We start from the raw sequence: 16,356 nt of genomic DNA on the forward strand, positions 1-16,356 counted from the left end.
ATGGCCGAACAGCCCACACGGGCCGCACCGCCGCTGGTGCTGGCCTCGGCCTCGCCGCGACGGCTGGATCTGCTGGCGCAGATCGGGCGGCGGCCGGATGCCGTTGATCCGGCAGATATCGACGAAAGCCCGCTTGCTGGCGAATTGCCCCGCCCCCATGCCCAGCGTCTGGCGATAGCCAAGGCGCAAGCCGTTGCCGAACGGTGGCCGGGGGCGATTGTGCTGGCTGCCGATACGGTGGTCGCCTGCGGTCGCCGCATCCTTCCCAAAGCCGAAGACGAAGCCACCGCACGCACCTGCCTCGCCCTGTTGTCGGGACGGCGGCATCGTGTCTATGGTGGTGTCTGTCTGCTGACCCCGACCGGCAAGCAATTGGTGCGGGTGGTGGAAACCGCCGTCACCTTTGGGGTGCTGTCGCACCAGCATGTTGAACGCTATATCGCCAGTGGCGAATGGCACGGCAAGGCCGGTGGCTATGCCATTCAGGGTCTGGCAGCAGCCTACATCCACCAGATTGTTGGCAGTTACAGCAACGTTGTCGGCTTGCCGCTGTATGAAACCGAAAACCTGTTGTTCGGCGTCGGCCTGTGAAGCACGCCGACCGGTCGCTGACTTCCCCGCGGATTCCCCCCGTGTCGACACCCCGCCTTGATCTGGCGCTGGTCGAACGCTCGCCGGGGGAGACGCGGGTTGCCTTGCTGGCAGGTGAGCAGGTTTGGGAACTCCATCATTTTCGCGACGATGAGGCCTTGGTCGGGGATCTGTTTCTCGGTCGGGTGCGCGGTCGTGCACCCGCCGGAGCGGCGGTGTTTGTCGATCTGGGCATGGGGCCGGACGGCTTTCTGGCTGCCGAAGACTGCCCGCAGGGGCTGCCCCCCGACGGCGCGCTGGTGCTGGTGGAAATCCTGCTGGCCGCCCGCGCTGAAAAAGGCCCGAAGCTGACCGCCAGTGTGTCGCTGGGCGGTGAGCTGCTGGCCTATAGCCCAGGCCGCCCCGGCATCAGCCTGTCGAGCAAGATCACCCACAAGGCCGAACGGACCCGCCTGCAGCAGTGGGCCGAGCAACAGGTTCGCCCCGATGAAGGGGTGGTGCTGCGCACCCGTGCCTGGGATACCGACGAACAGGTATTGACCGCCGCCCTGTCGGATGCCCGTGCCCGCTGGGCCGATATTGACCAGAAACGCCGACAACTGTCATCTGCCGGGCGGCTGTCCGGCGGGGCGTTGCCGCTGGCGGCGGCTCTGGAGGGGCGGTCGGTGGAGCGGGTGCTGTGTGCCGGGCCATCGGCCTTGCAGCAGGCACAGGCGGCGCGGCCTGACCTGATGGCGGTGATTCGGGCGGCACGGGCTCCCTATCGGCTGTGGGACGATGAGGGCATCCCCGAAGCGATTGATCAGGCCCTGTCGCCACGCTGCGGCCTGTTGACCATCGAACAGACCGCAGCCCTGACCGCCATCGACGTTGACAGTGGCCCGTACAGCCCGGAAGAGGCCAACCAGCGGGTGCTGCCCGAACTGGCGCGGCAAATCCGGCTGCGCAATCTGGCTGGCATGATCGTGATTGATTTTGCCGCTCCGCGCCGGGGGGCCGAGGCCCACAAGAAGGCGATGGCGCAGGCTCTGGCGGCGCTGCTGGCCGATGATCCGGCCCGCCCGCAGGTGCTGGGAGTGTCGGCGCTGGGGCTGGTCGAGGTCCGCCGTCCGCGCCGGGGGGCACCGTTGGCTGATCTGTTGCTGGCACCTCGTCCGGCGGCAGCCTCCACCGCGCAGGCGGCGGCGCTGGACGCCTTGCGGCAGGTACTGGCGGCGGTGAACAGTGATCCGGTTACCCGCATTGCCCTGCGGGCCTCGGCGGCGATTATCGACGGTTTGCGCGGGCCGTGGCGTCACGCCTTGACTGACGCAGAACAGCGCCTTGGTCAGCCGCTGGTCCTGCAGGTGGTCACCGGGGTGGCGCGCGACTGGTTCAGTGTGACCCCGCTGTCCTGACTTGCTTTTTGATCCGTCGCAGGGATGATGCGCAAAACGCGCTCACTGCAAGAAGGCCCTGCCGAAATGAACGACACTCCTCCTGATCTGCCGGTGACACCGGTGCGCGTGGCGACAGCCGCCTGTCCGGTGTGTGGCAAGCCAGTGGAGCCACGCTATCGCCCGTTCTGCTCGAAACGCTGCGCGGATGTGGACCTCAATCGCTGGTTTGGCGAAAATTATCGCGTTGAAACCAGCGAAGAGCCAACGGAAGACCCGGCGTAACGGGGCTTCTGGTTAAAACAAACAAAAAACAGGATCATGGAGCGCTGCTCCATACCTCGCTGGGGCCTTGAGGCCCCAGACCCCGTTCCTTTGATCATAACAGAAAAAATGGGGGTTAGGGGCCTCAGGTCCCGAATGGGTTTGGGCGATAGCCCATTCTTTTCCACCAACTGTCGTGTCTTGTGATCCGACAACCGGTTCCCACGTTTCGCACAATGCTGGTTTTTTCATGCCGCATTGTTGTTGCGAAAACCGGTTCCCACTTTTCGCACAATGCTCTACTGCCCCAAAATTCCCTTCAGCAGATCACGCGCGGCCTTTTCCGGTTTGACCGCAGGCTGTTGCGGGTCGGCCTGTTTGGTCCCCAGCAGCCCCTCCAGCAACCCCGATACCGGCTGTTTACCGGGTTGGACGGCGGCTGGGGCAGCGCGTCCGGGGTCAATGGCACCGGTCATCACCCGCACGTTCGGTTGATCGAGCGGACCGGACAGCGAGATTGGCAGCGATGAGGGCAGTTTCAGCTTTTGTTGCAGGAAATTGGCCACCAGTCCTTCGGACAGGTGCGCTTCGCCGGACAGGTCGAGGGTCCACTGTGGCAGGTTGATCAGGCCACGCAGGCGGCCTTGATACAGGGCGCTGCCGAGGTCGGCATTCTGCACGCTGATGATGCCGTTCTGTGCCTTGAACGCCGCCTTGATGGTGGCGGCGGCTGCCGGGGTCTGGTGGGCGAGGCTAGCGAACTGGTTCAGCGCCAGCACCGGGGCCACCAGCGCGCTTTTCTGGCCGTTCTGGGCGTTGGGAAGGAGGCTGTCGATATCGAGGCTGCCCTCACCATTCAGGCTGTTGATCAGGGCGGCCTCGCTGATGCCGTGCGCGGCCAGCGTCACCGTCAGGTTGCCCTGGCCGCTGGCGGCGGCGGTGCCACTGACCGCCTTCAGCAAGCGGTCAATCTGCATCTTTTGGGCGGTCAGGGTCAGGCTGGCTTTCGGCAGGTCGCTGCGCACGTTGAAACTGCCCGAGCCGTCCATCGGGCCGCCGTACAGCCCGCCCTTCAGGCGGGACAGGGTCAGCACGCCATCCTGCAGCGAGGCGGCAAGGTCGGCATCGTCGATTTCCACCCCGGCAAAAGCCAGAAAGGCGGCCTTCAGGGTCAGCTCGGCATCAACCGCCTGCCACGGGCTGCGGTCGAGCGGTTCGGTAGACCAGCGCCCGGCGGGTAGAGCGGCGACCTGCACCAGTGTCGGAGCATCGGACAGCACGCCGCCGCTGCCGGCCTCGGCGACCTGGACACCAGACACAACATCGGCTCGCTTGGCCGGTTTGCGCGCGGTGGTCCCCGCCGGAGCCACCGGGGCACTGTCGCCTTGCGGGCGGAAATCCAGTCGGTCGCCACGCAGATTGGCCACCAGCCGGGGGCGGGGGCCGCTGATCCAGTCGGCATCAATGGTGCCTTGCAGGTGATTGCGGCCCATGCTGGCGCTCAGGTCATGCAGGGCGGTTTTCCCGGCGGCATTGCCGAGCTGCCCTTTCAGTTCCAGCGGGCCGCGGGCGGGTTGGCGCAGGGCCTCGTCATCCCACAGGGCGATCAACCGGTTGGCTTCGCTGGCCCGCAGATCGACGCTGCCCTGAAAGGACCAGGCTTGCAGCGGTGAGCGCACGCTCCCCTTCAGGTCAAAGGCCACCGCCGTTCCAAGGCGGGCGGTCATCCCCATGGTCAGGCCGTGGCTGCTGGCCTGCTCGCCCGACAGCGGGCCGGACAGATGGCCGTCGATGGTCAGGGGATCGCTGTTGCCAAAGCCACTCAGGGCCGACAGCCCCATCGCGCGGCCCGTCCGTTGCGGGGTCGGAGTGGCAAGGGTATAGCGCAGATCCTTGAGGGTTGGCTCGTGGGTGACATCCAGCCCGCCCTGAATTTGCAGGCTGCCACCAGCGGCATCGCGCACACCGGCATCGTGCAGCACCAGTTGGCCGTCCTGCAGGGTGGCTTCGGCATGCAGGCCCTTATAGGACAGGTCGTGCCAGGTCAGGCTGTCCATCCCGAAGCGCAGGTTGGCGTCCCAGCCGCGCAGCCAGCGCCACAGGTCAGAGGAAACCGCCGGGCTGCCGACCGGGGCGGTCTCCATCTGGTCAACGGGCGAAACCGGCGTCTGCTCCGCCGGAGCCACAGGCTTGGCCGGGGGCGCCGTGCCACGGTAAGCATCAAGGTTCAGGCTGGTTCCGGCCAGTGTCAGGCCGATGGCCGGGCGCTGGTCAGCCCGCAGGGGCGGGCGGACGGTGGCCGCCGCCCGGACGGTGGTGGTGTCGAGGGTCACCTCGGCGTCGCGGAAAGCGATTTCCCGCAAGGTGCCGCCGATGGTGACAGCGCCTTGCAGGCGGTTGAGCCGACTGTTGGGGATGTCCTGCACTTCCCCGCCCAGCCAGCGCACCACCGAGCGGAAATCATCGGATTGCGCCTGTGCCGACAGGTCAATCGCCATGCCGCCATCCTGTTCCGGGGCCGGAGACAGCCGCCCAACCATGCCGACTGACGAACTGCCGGGCAACTGCATGGTCAGCTCGTCGATCTGGGCCCCCTTGTTGTCGAGGGTGATGGCAAGGTGGCCCTGCCGCAGCACGGTCTGCCGCCAGGTCAGGGCACCGATCCGCAGGTCGATGGTGCCACGGTAGGTGGACGGGATGGGCAGACTGAACGGTGTCGATTGCGCCAGTGGCGCAGAGGACGGGGCGTCTGTGGTTGTGGTTTCCGGGGCGGCCTCTGGTGTCGTTTCAGGGGGCGGGGCGTCTTGCTGGTCCTTTTTCAGCGCCTGTTGCCAGCGGTCGAGATCAAGGCTGCCCAAAGCCAGCTTGGCCGATAGTTGATAGGGCTGTGACGAGCGATCCCACAGCAGGGAACCCTGAACGTGGCTGTCGCCGATATCAATCGTCAGGTCATCCAGCGACAGGCGGTCGCCATTGATCTGAGTCGAAGCGCGCATGGTCAGCGGGCCGGTGGCGGGGGCTTCCTTCAGGCCCAGATGGCGGGCAAGGCTGGCGGTGTCCCTGGCATTGACCCGCAGCTCGCCATGGGCGGCCCGCCCGGCGGTTGACCCGACCAGCAGGCCGGAAAAGCTGATCGCAGCGTCGCTTTTTTGCAGCCCGAAGCGGAGGCTGAGGGGGGCTGCCTTGCCGCCTTCCAGATCACCAATCGAGGCGTCCAGCCGCAGCGGCACTTTGGTCTTGCCGTTGTGCCAGGTGCCTTCGACCTCAGCCTTGAAGGGGCCGTGCGGGCTTTCGATGCCGGTTTCAAGGGACAGCCGGTCAAGCACGCTGTCCTGTCCATTGCGGCGATAGCGGAGGGTGCCATCATGGATGGCAACCAGCGTCAGGGCGGCCAGCGGGCCGTCGTCCTGTGCCAGATGTTGCGGAGCCGCTACTGGGGTGTGGGTGCCGGGCTGGGCGGGCAGCGGGCCTTGCGGGCGGCGATCATCAACCACCTGCACTGGTCGTGAACTGGGCGAGAAGAATTCCCAGTTGGCGCCTTCGCCGGTCTGTTCCAGCAGCACCTGTGGCCGGTCGAGGTGGATCTCCTCGACCTGCAGGCGCCCGGTGAACAGGGCGGCCAGCGACAGTTTCAGATCAATGGCGGCAATCTGCACCATGTCGGTCTGGCTGCCACCGCTGCGGTTGGCCAGCCGGACGTTTTCCAGCCGAACGGTCGGCCAGGGCAGGGCGGACGGCACGATATCGCCATCGACGCTGGCCTGTCTGCCGGTGGCGTCCAGAATGGCGGCTGTCACCTGACCTTTATAGCTGTTGCCATTGATGAACCATGGCACCGCCAACAGGGCTCCGAACAAAAAGCCCACCAGTGCCAGCAGACCGCCAGCCACTTTTTTGACGATTGCACTCTGTGAACCCATGGTCGCCCCGATATCCTTTTACCCGGCAGGCACAGCCTCCTGACAGACTGTGTGCAGGGGGGTGATACCATGCTGTGCGCCCTCTGTATCATCCTTTACGCGTTTTTTACGCGCACAGACGGGGCCTGTTCGCATAGATGGGGCGGATTTTTCCAAAGACAAGCAAAGGGGGGCAGTCCGCCCCCCTGATCACGGCACCAATCCGGCTGCCTGTGGTTACTTTTCGCAGTGCGGCAGTACCCACGGCTCCTGCTCGGCGGCGGCATACCAGTCCTGCATGGCGGGCAGGGCAAGAATGGTGTCGGCATAGGCTTGTGCGGCATCGGACAGGGCGATGTCATAGGTTTTGAAGCGCGAGACCACCGGGGCAAACATCGCATCAACGGCGGTAAAGCTGCCGAACAGGAACGGACCGTCGGCGGCAAAGCGGGCGCGCAGGCTGCTCCACAGGCCATCAATGCGGGCGATATCCTTTGCGATGGCCGCACGGGTGTCTTCGGCCTCGGGGAAGCCCTTGCCCGGCAGCACCTTGCGGGTGTTCATCGGCATGTTCTGGCGTACCGGCATGAAACCGGAATGCATTTCCGCCGCCACCGCGCGGGCTTCGGCACGGCGGGCGCGGTCGGTGGGCCACAGCCCGGCTTCGGGGTACGTCTCGGCCAGATATTCCAGAATCGCCAGACTGTCCCAGACGGTGATCCCGCCATCAATCAGGCACGGCACCTTGCCGGTGGGCGAAAAGACACGGGCCTTTTCCGGCGAGCCGTCTTCGTACAGCGGGATCAGGGTTTCGTCGAACGGGATGTTGGCCACCCGCAGCGCCAGCCACGGGCGCAGGGACCACGACGAATAGGCTTTGTTACCGATGATCAGCCGAAGCATGGGGTGCTATCCCTTTGTTGGAGGTGTCGGCGGGCATGGTAACGGCTTTGTGGAACGGCACCAAGCCCCCCGGAAGATGGGGGGCTTGGTGCCCTGTCGTCAGGATCAATAGCCGACGGTGAACCGCTGGCGCAGGTGGGCCGGGCGTTCCAGTTCATCGACCAGTGCGACGGCATAGTCTTCAAAGGAAATGCTGCTGGTGCCATCGGCGGCGACCAGCAGGCTATCCTGCCCCAGCCGGAACTGGCCGGTGCGGCTGCCGGGAATGAACATCGCTGCCGGTGACAGGAAGGTCCAGTCCAGCCCTTCCGGCTCCTGACGCAGACGGTCGAGCATCTCGGCCCCCTTGCTGGCTTCGGCAAAATAGGCTGCGGGGAAGGCCGGGGTATCGATCAGGCGCACGCCGGGGGCGACCTCCAGACTGCCCGCGCCACCGACCACCAGATAGCGGCGCACACCGGCCTGCTTCACCGCTGCCAGCAGGGCTTCGGCATCGCTGACCAAAAACATCACCGAGCTGATCACCGCGTCGTGGCCGCGCAGCAGGGCCGCCATGGCGTCACGGTCGAACAGGTCGCCCTTGCGCGCGGTGACGCCGGGCAGGGCGGCGATGTTTTCCGGGGTGCGGGCGATGGCGGTCACCTGATGCCCACGGGTGGACAGTTCGGCCAGAATGCGGGAACCAGCGTTGCCAGAGGCACCGATCAGGGCAATGTTCATCGAAATCTCCTGTATCCACATGATGTGTTGGTATCTGATGGATACTAGATGTTATAATTGCCTGCTGGTGTAAAGAAGGCACTTTTCGGGCACCTGATTACCAGCGCGTAACCACTCCCTTCCGCCCGCGCTCTGGAGCGTTGTCGCCATGACCGATACCCTGCCGCCAAACGTCTATCAGCCCCTGTGTCCCACCCGCATGATCCTTGATTGCATTGCCGACAAGTGGACGGTGCTGATTCTGGGGATGCTGGAAGACGGCCCGCAGCGGTTCAATCACCTGCGCCGCGAGGTCGGTGGCATTTCGCAAAAGGTGCTGTCGCAAACCCTGAAGTCACTGGAACGCGACGGGCTGGTTACACGCACCGCCTTTCCAACCGTGCCGGTGACGGTGGAATATGCCATCACGCCGTTGGGGCTGACGCTGGCCGGAACCATTGCCGGGCTGCGCGACTGGGCGGAAAGCCATATCGGAGCGGTGCTGGCGGCACAGCAGGCCTATGATCAGCGGATGGATCAGGCGTAAGCTACGCGCCACCGATACAGAGCAGGAGGACTGGAATGAAGGGTGTGGTGGCGACGGTCGTACTGATCGCTGGACTGGCAGCGATGCCAACCGCCGGACAGGCAGGCACGGAGCTGGATTTTGCGCTGGTCAACAAGACCGGCTATCCGATCGAGGAAGTTTATCTGTCACCGTCAGGAACGTCTGACTGGCAGGAGAACGTCATCAGTGGCGATGTTCTGGAAGACACCCAGGTCGGACGCATCGCCTTTAGCGTGGGTGGCAAGGACCGGAAATGCCTGTGGGATTTGCGGGTGGTGTACAGCGACCGGGCGACGGCGGAATGGGGGCGGCTTGATCTGTGCAGTTCCAACCGCATCACCTTGCGCTATGACCAGAACAGCGGCAAGACACAGGCCGAGATCAAGTGATTACTCCCCCGTTTGCCCTGACGGTGCGCTGGCACCCGTCGCCAAACCATGGCCCGCGCCCGCGTGCGGTTGATACGCTGGTGCTGCATTACACCGGCATGCCAACCCCGGCATCGGCGCTGGAGCGGATGTGTGATCCGCAGGCCGAGGTCTCGGCCCATTACATGGTTGATGAAGACGGCTCGGTGTTGCATCTGGTGGCGGAAGACCGGCGGGCGTGGCATGCCGGGGTCAGCGAATGGCGTGGCGAAGGTGACCTCAACAGCCGCTCTATCGGGGTGGAGATCGTCAACCCCGGCCACGAATTCGGCTATCGCCCCTTCCCGGCGATCCAGATGCAGGCGGTGATTGCCCTGTGTCAGCAGATTCTGGCCCGCCATCCGGCGATCACTCCCTGCCGGATTGTCGCCCATGCCGACATTGCCCCCAGCCGCAAGGAAGACCCCGGCGAACTGTTTGACTGGCCGCTGTTGGCGGCGGCGGGGGTAGGGTTTTTCCCCTCCGAGGCCGACTTGCGGGCCGTCGCGCCGGTGGCGGACGGTGACGTTGCGGGCTGTCTGGCCCGCCTTGGCTACCCGCTGAGGCCGGTTGCGACCGACGGGCGGGTAGGGGGCGGCGGGGTGGAAAAGGCGTTGATTGCCTTCCAGCGGCGCTATTGCCCAACCAACCTTTCCGGGCAGGCCGACCTGCCAACCCGGCAGATGCTGGCGGCGGTGGAGAAAGGACTCTCGTCCTGTTGACGTAGCGGAAAGGACGCAGATATGCGCCTTTCGAGTCTGCTCCCGTCCGGTGGGTGGGAGGATGCTCCTGTCCCCGAGTCGTCCCCCCGGGAAACGACAGGGCGGCCACCCTACCCCCGTGGCAGAAAGTGGTAACAAACCTGACAGCCTTGTCTGAACTGTTACCATCTGCCGGGATGGGTAGGGGAAATGCTGCCGCGCAGCAAGTGAGGGGAACTGCCAAAAACGAGGGCGTGCTGATAATCATTCTTAATGGTGTGGTGTTTGCCTTGGGAAGGTCAGCCATCACCGTCCTGTCGTGACAGAGCCTTGTCGTGACGGAACAGGCGATGAGACCAGGCACACGCCCGGGAGGCATCCGGGCTTACCCAGGGGGGGAACAATGCCCGCCAAGTTGGAAACGTTTTATGAAGTCATCCGGCGCCAAGGGATCTCGCGCCGGAACTTTCTGAAATTCTGCTCGCTGACCGCCGCCAGTCTCGGCCTCGGCCCGGCCTTTGCGCCGAAGATCGCCGAAGCGATGGAAACCAAGCCGCGCATTCCGGTGCTGTGGCTGCACGGGCTGGAATGCACCTGCTGCACCGAAAGCTTTGTCCGCTCGGCCCATCCGCTGGTGTCGGACGTGGTGCTGTCGATGATCTCGCTCGATTATGACGACACCATCATGGCCGCCGCCGGTCATCAGGCCGAAGCCATCCTGACCGAAGCGCGCGAAAAGTATCACGGCCAGTACATTCTGGCCGTCGAAGGCAACCCGCCGCTGGCCGGTGACGGCATGTACTGCTTCCCGGGCGGGCGTCCGTTCGTCGATACCCTGAAAGACATGGCCGCCGGGGCGCAGGCGATCATTTCGTGGGGTTCGTGCGCGTCCTATGGCTGCGTGCAGGCGGCCAAGCCGAACCCGACGCAGGCCACCCCGGTGCACAAGGTGATCACCGACAAGCCGATCATCAACGTGCCCGGCTGTCCGCCGATTGCCGAAGTGATGACCGGCGTGGTGACCTATCTGCTGACCTTTGGCCGTCTGCCGGAACTCGACAGCCAGAAGCGGCCAAAGATGTTCTATTCCCAGCGCATCCACGACAAGTGCTATCGCCGTCCGCATTTCGACGCCGGGCAGTTTGTCGAAGCCTGGGACGACGAAAACGCCAAAAAGGGCTATTGCCTGTACAAGATGGGCTGCAAGGGCCCGACCACCTACAACGCCTGCTCCAGCATCCGCTGGAACGAAGGGGTGTCCTTCCCGATTCAGTCCGGTCATGGCTGCATCGGCTGCTCGGAAGACGGCTTCTGGGACAAGGGCTCGTTCTATGACCGCGTGTCGGGGATCAAGCAGTTCGGCATCGAAAAGAATGCCGATCAGGTCGGGATCGCCGCCGCCTCGGTGGTTGGCGGGGCGATTGCCGCCCATGCCGCCGCCAGCGTGGTCAAGCGCATCACCCAGTCTCCCGAAGAACGCGGCCACATCGACGACCACCACGGCTGAGCCCTGAGCAGAGGAACAACAGATCATGGCGACCATTACCACGCCGAACGGCTATACCCTCGACAACGGGGGCAAGCGCGTTGTGGTGGACCCGGTGACCCGCATCGAAGGCCACCTGCGTCTGGAAGTCAACGTGGATGAGCAGAACGTCATCCGCAACGCGGTGTCGACCGGCACCATGTGGCGCGGCATCGAACTGATCCTCAAGGATCGTGATCCGCGTGATGCCTGGGCCTTTGTGCAGCGTATCTGCGGGGTGTGTACCGGCACCCACGCGTTGACCTCGTTGCGCGCGGTTGAAGACGCGCTGGGGATCACCATCCCCGAAAATGCCAACATCATCCGCAACATCATGCAGCTGACGCTGTATGTCCATGACCATCTGGTGCATTTCTATCACCTGCATGCGCTGGACTGGGTGGATGTGGTGTCGGCACTGTCGGCGGACCCCAAAGCCACCAGCGAACTGGCACAGTCCATTTCCTCGTGGCCGATGTCGTCGCCGGGCTATTTCTCGGACCTGAAGGCGCGCCTGAAGAAGTTCGTTGAAAGTGGCCAGCTCGGCCCGTTCAAGAACGGCTACTGGGGTCATTCGGCCTACAAGCTGCCGCCCGAAGCCAACCTGATGGCGGTGGCGCACTATCTGGAAGCGCTCGATTTCCAGAAGGATATCGTCAAGATCCACGCCATCTTCGGCGGCAAGAACCCGCATCCGAACTGGCTGGTCGGCGGCGTGCCGTGCGCGATCAACCTCGATGGGGTTGGGGCCGTTGGCGCGATCAACATGGAACGGCTGAATCTGGTCGGGTCGATCATCAACCGCACGCTGGACTTCGTCAGCAAGGTCTATGTGCCGGACCTGATGGCGATTGCCTCGTTCTACAAGGACTGGGGCGCGATTGGCGGCGGTCTGTCGTCGATGTCGGTGATGTCCTATGGCGATATCCCGGAATTTGCCAACGACTATTCCGAAAAGTCGCTGCAACTGCCGCGCGGCGCGATCATCAATGGTGATCTGAGCAAGATCCACGAGGTGGACCTGCGCGACCCCGGCCAGATCCAGGAATTCGTCAGCCATTCGTGGTACACCTACCCCGACGAGTCCAAGGGCCTGCATCCGTGGGACGGCATCACCGAAGCAAACTTTGTGCTCGGCCCGAACGCCAAGACCCAGGGGCGGAACATCGAGAGCCTCGATGAGGCGGCGAAGTACTCGTTCCTCAAGGCACCGCGCTGGAAGGGTCATGCGATGGAAGTGGGGCCGCTGGCCCGCTACATCATCGGCTATGTGCAGGGCAAGCCGGAGTTCAAGGAACCGGTTGACGGACTGCTGAAGACGCTGGATGTGCCGTTGCAGGCGCTGTTCTCCACCCTCGGCCGCACCGCTGCCCGTGGTCTGGAATGCCAGTGGGCCGCCGACAAGCTGAAGTACTATTACGACAAGCTGATCGCCAACCTCAAGGCGGGCGACCTCAATACCGCCAACACCGCCAAGTGGGAGCCGTCAAGCTGGCCGAAGGACGTCAAGGGCGTCGGCTTTACCGAGGCCCCGCGCGGGGCGCTGGGCCACTGGATCCACATCAAGGACACCAAAATCGCCAACTATCAGGCGATTGTTCCGACCACCTGGAACGGCAGCCCGCGCGACCCGGCGGGCAACATCGGGGCATTTGAAGCCTCGCTGATGAACACCAAAGTGGCTGATCCGCAGATCCCGCTGGAAATCCTGCGCACCATCCATTCGTTTGATCCCTGCCTTGCCTGCTCGACCCACGTGATGGGGCCGCAGGGGCAAGAGGTTGAGGTCAAGATACGGTAAGGCGCGTTTTTCCGGGAGGAAAACGCCTCTGAAACGGCAGGGCTGGGGCGCAACGCCCCGCTCTTGCGCGAACAAGGAGGTCACTGATGAGCTTTGACAGCCGTGAAAGTGCCCTGGAGCTTCAGGGACACCGCGAAGTCCGGCCCAGCGTCTATGTCTATGAGGCGCCGGTGCGCATCTGGCACTGGATCAACGCGCTGGCCATTGTGGTGCTGACCGTTACCGGCACCCTGATTGCCTATCCGCTGCCGTCGGTATCGGGCGAGGCGACTTTTGCCTTCCTGATGGGCTATATCCGCTTTACCCACTTTGCCGCTGGCTATGTGCTGGGGGCCGGATTGATCGGGCGTCTGTACTGGGCGCTGGTGGGCAATCACCATGCGCGCCAGCTGGTCACCCTGCCGATCCATAACCGGCAATGGTGGAACGACCTGTTCTATATGGCAGGCTGGTACCTGTTCCTCAACCGCGAAGCCCGCAAGTTCACCGGCCATAACCCGCTCAGCCATGTGGCGATGGTGCTGGTGTTCCTGACCTGCCTGCTGCTGATGGTGTTCACCGGCTTTGCCCTGTACGCCGAAGGCACCGGCATGGGCTCGTGGCAGCACGACCTGTTCGGCTGGGTGCTGACGCTGGCCGGCAACAGCCAGAACCTGCACACCCTGCATCATCTGGGCATGTGGGTGATGGGGCTGTTCGTGGTGATCCACATCTACACGGCGGTGCGCGAAGACATCATGTCGCGGCAGACGCTGATCTCGACCATGGTCAACGGCATCCGCATCTTCAAGGACGACCGTCCGTAAGACGGGCCAGCCCCGGAGCCTGAACCGGCTTTGGGGCTGTGACACAAGGGAATGAAAGACATGAGCATCACGCCTGACGATGGCCTGCTGGATGGCTTTGATACGCTGGTTCTGGGCATTGGCAACCTGCTGTGGGCCGATGAAGGCTTTGGTGTGCGCTGTGTCGAGGAACTGGACCGGACCCACCAGTTCCCGTCCCACGTCCGCCTGATGGATGGCGGGACGCAGGGGCTGTATCTGGTCCATTACATTCAGCAGGCGCGCAACCTGCTGGTGTTCGATGCCATCGACTGGGGGGTGCCGCCGGGCACGCTGAAGGTGGTGCGCGGCGACGAGGTTCCGGCCTTCATGGGCTGTCGCAAGATGAGCCTGCATCAGACCGGTTTTCAGGATGTGCTGGCTGCCGCCGACCTGATGGGGCACAAGCCGCAGCGGATGACCCTGATTGGCGTGCAGGCGGAAGAACTGGAAGACTGGGGTGGCTCGCTGCGGCCGCTGATCCGCCAGAAAATGGCTGGGGCGCTGGAGCTGGGGCTGGCCGAGCTGGCCGACTGGGGCATCACTGGCGAGCGCCGGGCAGTGCCGCTGGCGGGCAAGGATGGTCTGGTCGGCAATGACATGGACATTGCGTCTTATGAAGCCGGTCGTCCCACTCTGTCGCAGATGGGCCTGTAATCATGTGCGTGGGAATCCCGATGCAGGTGATCGAGGTCCGCCCGCTGTCGGCGCTGTGCCGCCGTCGTGCCGGGGCTGACGGAGTGCTGCCACCGCTGGAGGAGATTGATACCCGCCTGCTGGCCGGGGTGGCCGAAGGCGACTGGCTGCTGACCTTTCTGGGGGCGGCCCGCTCGCCGCTGACCGCGACCGAGGCGGCGCAGATTGATGATGCCTTGTCGGCGCTGGAGCTGGTGATGAGTGGCGGTTCGGTCGATCACCTGTTTGCCGACCTGATCGACCGCGAGCCGGAGTTGCCGGACCATTTGCGCTGTTCTGTTTCTTCCATGGTAAAGGACCCTGCCTGATGTCCGTTCATCTCGACCGCCTGCAAACGCTGGGGGCAACGCGCCTGAACGCCGCGACGGTGGCGGACTTCCTGACCGCCCCCGATTGCCTGATTCTGGTCCCCGGAAACCCGACCCGCGTGCGCGAAGCCAACGATGCGGCGGTGATCTTCCCCGATCTGGTTCAGGCGGTGCAGGCTGCCACCGGTCGCTCGCTGGCGGTGGGCTTTCTGCCCAGCGAAGACGAAACCGAAGCCCTGCGCGCCGAGCTGGGTGTGCTGGCCTATCCGTGCGTGATCGCCTGGCGCAACGGTGCCTTTGCCGGGGTGGTGGCGCATTTGCGTCCGTGGAGCGAGTACGTCAGCGAAACGACGGCCCTGTTCCCCGCCGTTGCTGCCTGATGCCGTTTAGAGCATTTTCCGTTCTCTCTGGATCACTTCAAATGCTCTAATGTATTGTATTTTAAGCAAATACGTCGTCGCAGATGGACCCATCTGCTCGGGATTTGCTCAAGAGCACTGTGCGAAAAGCGGGAACCGGTTTTCGCAAAAACAATGTAACAGAACAAATGGTTAGATCAGTGTGCCTGCGTTACGTCACAGTACACGACAGTTTGAAAACAAGAACGGGCTGCCGCCCGGACCTGCTCGGGGCCTGAGGCCCCGAACCCCCATTTTTCTTTTGCAATCAAAGGAATGGGGTCTGGGGCCTTAAGGCCCCAGCGAGGTGTGGAGCAGCGCTCCACGTCCTTGTTCCCAAACTGTCGTGTCCTGTGGCGTCACATCTAATGCACGCTGGTCTATGTATCCAAGTCTCGCATCGTTGATGCCTGCAATGAGGGTTGAGTGATGGTTGGTCCCCTTCCGATGGATGCCTTTGCGGCGCTGCGCCCCGGTCCCGGTGCCGTTACCGATGCGCTGGAAACGGCATGGCGCGAAACGCCTGCGGTGGCGCAGGCGGTCCAGGCGGTGCTGGCCGAGGCCCGGCAGGCCCTGACGGCGGTGGCCGATGGTGCGGCGGCGATCACCATCACCCTCGATCAGCTCGATGCACCGTCGCAGACCCTGCTGGGCGAGGTGCTGGGCGAGGGCGAGGTCAAGGCGCTGATCCGTCGTCCCGATGGCGGCGAAGACCGGGTACAGGAATCGGTGATGCCCGGCCTGTGGCGGGTGCTGTGCGATGGCGTGCAGACGCTGGAAATTGCCGAAGTGCCGTCGCTGTTACGCGCCGTGATGGCTGCCCAGCCGCTGGGGCTGGACATCCCCGACCTGCTGCCCGACGGCGCGATGAACGTTAAATCGGTCCTGCTGGAACTGGACGCCGCCACCCGCGCCTACGAAACCACGGGCCGGGAGGTTGAAGTCAACCTGACCCTGTTGCCGATGACGCCGGTGGATATGGAGGTTCTCGACCGGGCGATTGGTGTCGGGCCGATTTCCATCGTCTCGCTGGGCTATGGCAACTGCCGGGTTGACGCCTGCGCCCGTCGCCACCTGTGGACTGTGCGCTATTACAACACCGAAGACACCCAGATCCTGAACGCGGTGTTTGCGGGCGATGTGCCGGTGTCGGTGCGCGCCACGCTGGAAGACATCGGGGAGGCCGCCGAGCGGCTGGGCGAAATCACCGCCAGCCTGTTCCACTGATCCCTGTGGCGTAGAAGAGTGTGGAGCGCTGCTCCACACCTCGCCGGGACCTTGAGGCCCCGGACCCCATTATTTTGATATTGAAAGAAAAAAGGGGGTTTGGGGCCTCAGGCCCCAAACGGTCTGGGCGGTAGCCCATTCTTTTTTCAGAAACTGTCATGTACTGTGG

Annotated in this window: 16 protein-coding genes; 13 read left to right on the forward strand and 3 right to left on the reverse strand. The window is 63.9% G+C overall.

The window, feature by feature from the left end; translation table 11 throughout:
* The 3 genes from BW995_RS16170 to BW995_RS16180 all read left to right on the forward strand — a co-directional run bounded on the left by BW995_RS16170 (nucleotide 1) and on the right by BW995_RS16180 (nucleotide 2,252).
* Nucleotides 1-591 (forward strand): Maf family protein, encoded by a 591-nt coding sequence (locus tag BW995_RS16170; RefSeq protein ID WP_076401449.1) that lies wholly within the window; start codon nucleotides 1-3, stop codon nucleotides 589-591.
* A gap of 41 nt (nucleotides 592-632) precedes the next feature.
* Complete coding sequence (locus BW995_RS16175) at nucleotides 633-1,988, forward strand: ribonuclease E/G (protein WP_076401450.1); 1,356 nt, start codon at nucleotides 633-635, stop codon at nucleotides 1,986-1,988.
* A 66-nt stretch (nucleotides 1,989-2,054) separates the two neighbouring features.
* The gene (locus BW995_RS16180) at nucleotides 2,055-2,252 is read left to right on the forward strand and encodes a DNA gyrase inhibitor YacG (RefSeq protein ID WP_076401599.1); all 198 of its coding nucleotides are present in this window, start codon (nucleotides 2,055-2,057) and stop codon (nucleotides 2,250-2,252) included.
* A gap of 278 nt (nucleotides 2,253-2,530) precedes the next feature.
* Here the strand turns inward: BW995_RS16180 and BW995_RS16185 are convergent, their stop codons facing one another.
* The 3 genes from BW995_RS16185 to BW995_RS16195 form a co-directional block, all read right to left on the reverse strand.
* Nucleotides 2,531-6,151, reverse strand: coding sequence for an AsmA family protein (locus tag BW995_RS16185; protein ID WP_076401451.1), 3,621 nt, complete (start codon nucleotides 6,149-6,151; stop codon nucleotides 2,531-2,533).
* A 216-nt stretch (nucleotides 6,152-6,367) separates the two neighbouring features.
* Nucleotides 6,368-7,033 carry a glutathione S-transferase family protein gene (locus BW995_RS16190; RefSeq protein ID WP_076401452.1) on the reverse strand — a complete coding sequence of 222 codons (666 nt, stop codon included), beginning with the start codon at nucleotides 7,031-7,033 and terminating at the stop codon, nucleotides 6,368-6,370.
* 105 nt (nucleotides 7,034-7,138) lie between these two features.
* On the reverse strand, nucleotides 7,139-7,753 hold the full coding sequence (locus tag BW995_RS16195) for an NAD(P)-dependent oxidoreductase (RefSeq protein ID WP_076401453.1): 615 nt from the start codon (nucleotides 7,751-7,753) through the stop codon (nucleotides 7,139-7,141).
* Nucleotides 7,754-7,901: 148 nt separating this feature from the next.
* Between BW995_RS16195 and BW995_RS16200 the strand changes: the two genes are divergently transcribed.
* The 10 genes from BW995_RS16200 (at nucleotide 7,902) to BW995_RS16245 (ending at nucleotide 16,187) form a co-directional block, all read left to right on the forward strand.
* A complete protein-coding gene (locus tag BW995_RS16200; protein WP_076401454.1) occupies nucleotides 7,902-8,279 on the forward strand; it encodes a winged helix-turn-helix transcriptional regulator in 378 nt (125 codons plus the stop codon).
* 35 nt (nucleotides 8,280-8,314) lie between these two features.
* Nucleotides 8,315-8,689, forward strand: a complete 375-nt coding sequence (locus BW995_RS16205; protein WP_076401455.1) for a hypothetical protein — start codon at nucleotides 8,315-8,317, stop codon at nucleotides 8,687-8,689.
* Nucleotides 8,686-9,429 carry an N-acetylmuramoyl-L-alanine amidase gene (locus BW995_RS16210; RefSeq protein ID WP_084194924.1) on the forward strand — a complete coding sequence of 248 codons (744 nt, stop codon included), beginning with the start codon at nucleotides 8,686-8,688 and terminating at the stop codon, nucleotides 9,427-9,429. Before BW995_RS16205 ends, BW995_RS16210 begins: the two co-directional genes overlap by 4 nt.
* 382 nt (nucleotides 9,430-9,811) lie before the next feature.
* Nucleotides 9,812-10,915: a hydrogenase small subunit gene (locus tag BW995_RS16215; RefSeq protein ID WP_139332964.1), complete on the forward strand. Its 1,104-nt coding sequence runs from the start codon at nucleotides 9,812-9,814 to the stop codon at nucleotides 10,913-10,915.
* Between the two features lie 25 nt (nucleotides 10,916-10,940).
* Nucleotides 10,941-12,734, forward strand: a complete 1,794-nt coding sequence (locus tag BW995_RS16220; RefSeq protein WP_076401456.1) for a nickel-dependent hydrogenase large subunit — start codon at nucleotides 10,941-10,943, stop codon at nucleotides 12,732-12,734.
* Nucleotides 12,735-12,820: 86 nt separating this feature from the next.
* Nucleotides 12,821-13,540 (forward strand): Ni/Fe-hydrogenase, b-type cytochrome subunit, encoded by a 720-nt coding sequence (cybH, locus tag BW995_RS16225; RefSeq protein WP_076401457.1) that lies wholly within the window; start codon nucleotides 12,821-12,823, stop codon nucleotides 13,538-13,540.
* A gap of 60 nt (nucleotides 13,541-13,600) precedes the next feature.
* On the forward strand, nucleotides 13,601-14,215 hold the full coding sequence (locus tag BW995_RS16230) for a HyaD/HybD family hydrogenase maturation endopeptidase (RefSeq protein WP_076401458.1): 615 nt from the start codon (nucleotides 13,601-13,603) through the stop codon (nucleotides 14,213-14,215).
* Between the two features lie 2 nt (nucleotides 14,216-14,217).
* Nucleotides 14,218-14,562, forward strand: coding sequence for a HypC/HybG/HupF family hydrogenase formation chaperone (locus BW995_RS16235; RefSeq protein WP_076401459.1), 345 nt, complete (start codon nucleotides 14,218-14,220; stop codon nucleotides 14,560-14,562).
* The gene (locus BW995_RS16240) at nucleotides 14,562-14,942 is read left to right on the forward strand and encodes a thioredoxin domain-containing protein (protein ID WP_076401460.1); all 381 of its coding nucleotides are present in this window, start codon (nucleotides 14,562-14,564) and stop codon (nucleotides 14,940-14,942) included. The genes BW995_RS16235 and BW995_RS16240 overlap by 1 nt, the downstream gene beginning before the upstream one ends.
* A 447-nt stretch (nucleotides 14,943-15,389) precedes the next feature.
* On the forward strand, nucleotides 15,390-16,187 hold the full coding sequence (locus BW995_RS16245; RefSeq protein ID WP_076401461.1) for a hydrogenase expression/formation C-terminal domain-containing protein: 798 nt from the start codon (nucleotides 15,390-15,392) through the stop codon (nucleotides 16,185-16,187).
* The last annotated feature ends 169 nt before the right edge of the window (nucleotides 16,188-16,356 follow it).

This window comes from Insolitispirillum peregrinum, from assembly GCF_900156605.1.
GTDB classification, from domain to species: domain Bacteria; phylum Pseudomonadota; class Alphaproteobacteria; order Rhodospirillales; family Rhodospirillaceae; genus Insolitispirillum; species Insolitispirillum peregrinum.

Coding starts and splice junctions, on each gene's coding strand:
- BW995_RS16215 (WP_139332964.1), top strand. CDS start 9,812: ATGCCCGCCAAGTTGGAAACGTTTTATGAAGTCATCCGGCGCCAAGGG.
- BW995_RS16200 (WP_076401454.1), top strand. CDS start 7,902: ATGACCGATACCCTGCCGCCAAACGTCTATCAGCCCCTGTGTCCCACC.
- BW995_RS16235 (WP_076401459.1), top strand. CDS start 14,218: ATGTGCGTGGGAATCCCGATGCAGGTGATCGAGGTCCGCCCGCTGTCG.
- BW995_RS16170 (WP_076401449.1), top strand. CDS start 1: ATGGCCGAACAGCCCACACGGGCCGCACCGCCGCTGGTGCTGGCCTCG.
- BW995_RS16185 (WP_076401451.1), bottom strand. CDS start 6,151: ATGGGTTCACAGAGTGCAATCGTCAAAAAAGTGGCTGGCGGTCTGCTG.
- BW995_RS16180 (WP_076401599.1), top strand. CDS start 2,055: ATGAACGACACTCCTCCTGATCTGCCGGTGACACCGGTGCGCGTGGCG.
- BW995_RS16230 (WP_076401458.1), top strand. CDS start 13,601: ATGAGCATCACGCCTGACGATGGCCTGCTGGATGGCTTTGATACGCTG.
- BW995_RS16240 (WP_076401460.1), top strand. CDS start 14,562: ATGTCCGTTCATCTCGACCGCCTGCAAACGCTGGGGGCAACGCGCCTG.
- BW995_RS16205 (WP_076401455.1), top strand. CDS start 8,315: ATGAAGGGTGTGGTGGCGACGGTCGTACTGATCGCTGGACTGGCAGCG.
- BW995_RS16195 (WP_076401453.1), bottom strand. CDS start 7,753: ATGAACATTGCCCTGATCGGTGCCTCTGGCAACGCTGGTTCCCGCATT.
- BW995_RS16245 (WP_076401461.1), top strand. CDS start 15,390: ATGGTTGGTCCCCTTCCGATGGATGCCTTTGCGGCGCTGCGCCCCGGT.
- BW995_RS16190 (WP_076401452.1), bottom strand. CDS start 7,033: ATGCTTCGGCTGATCATCGGTAACAAAGCCTATTCGTCGTGGTCCCTG.
- BW995_RS16220 (WP_076401456.1), top strand. CDS start 10,941: ATGGCGACCATTACCACGCCGAACGGCTATACCCTCGACAACGGGGGC.
- cybH (WP_076401457.1), top strand. CDS start 12,821: ATGAGCTTTGACAGCCGTGAAAGTGCCCTGGAGCTTCAGGGACACCGC.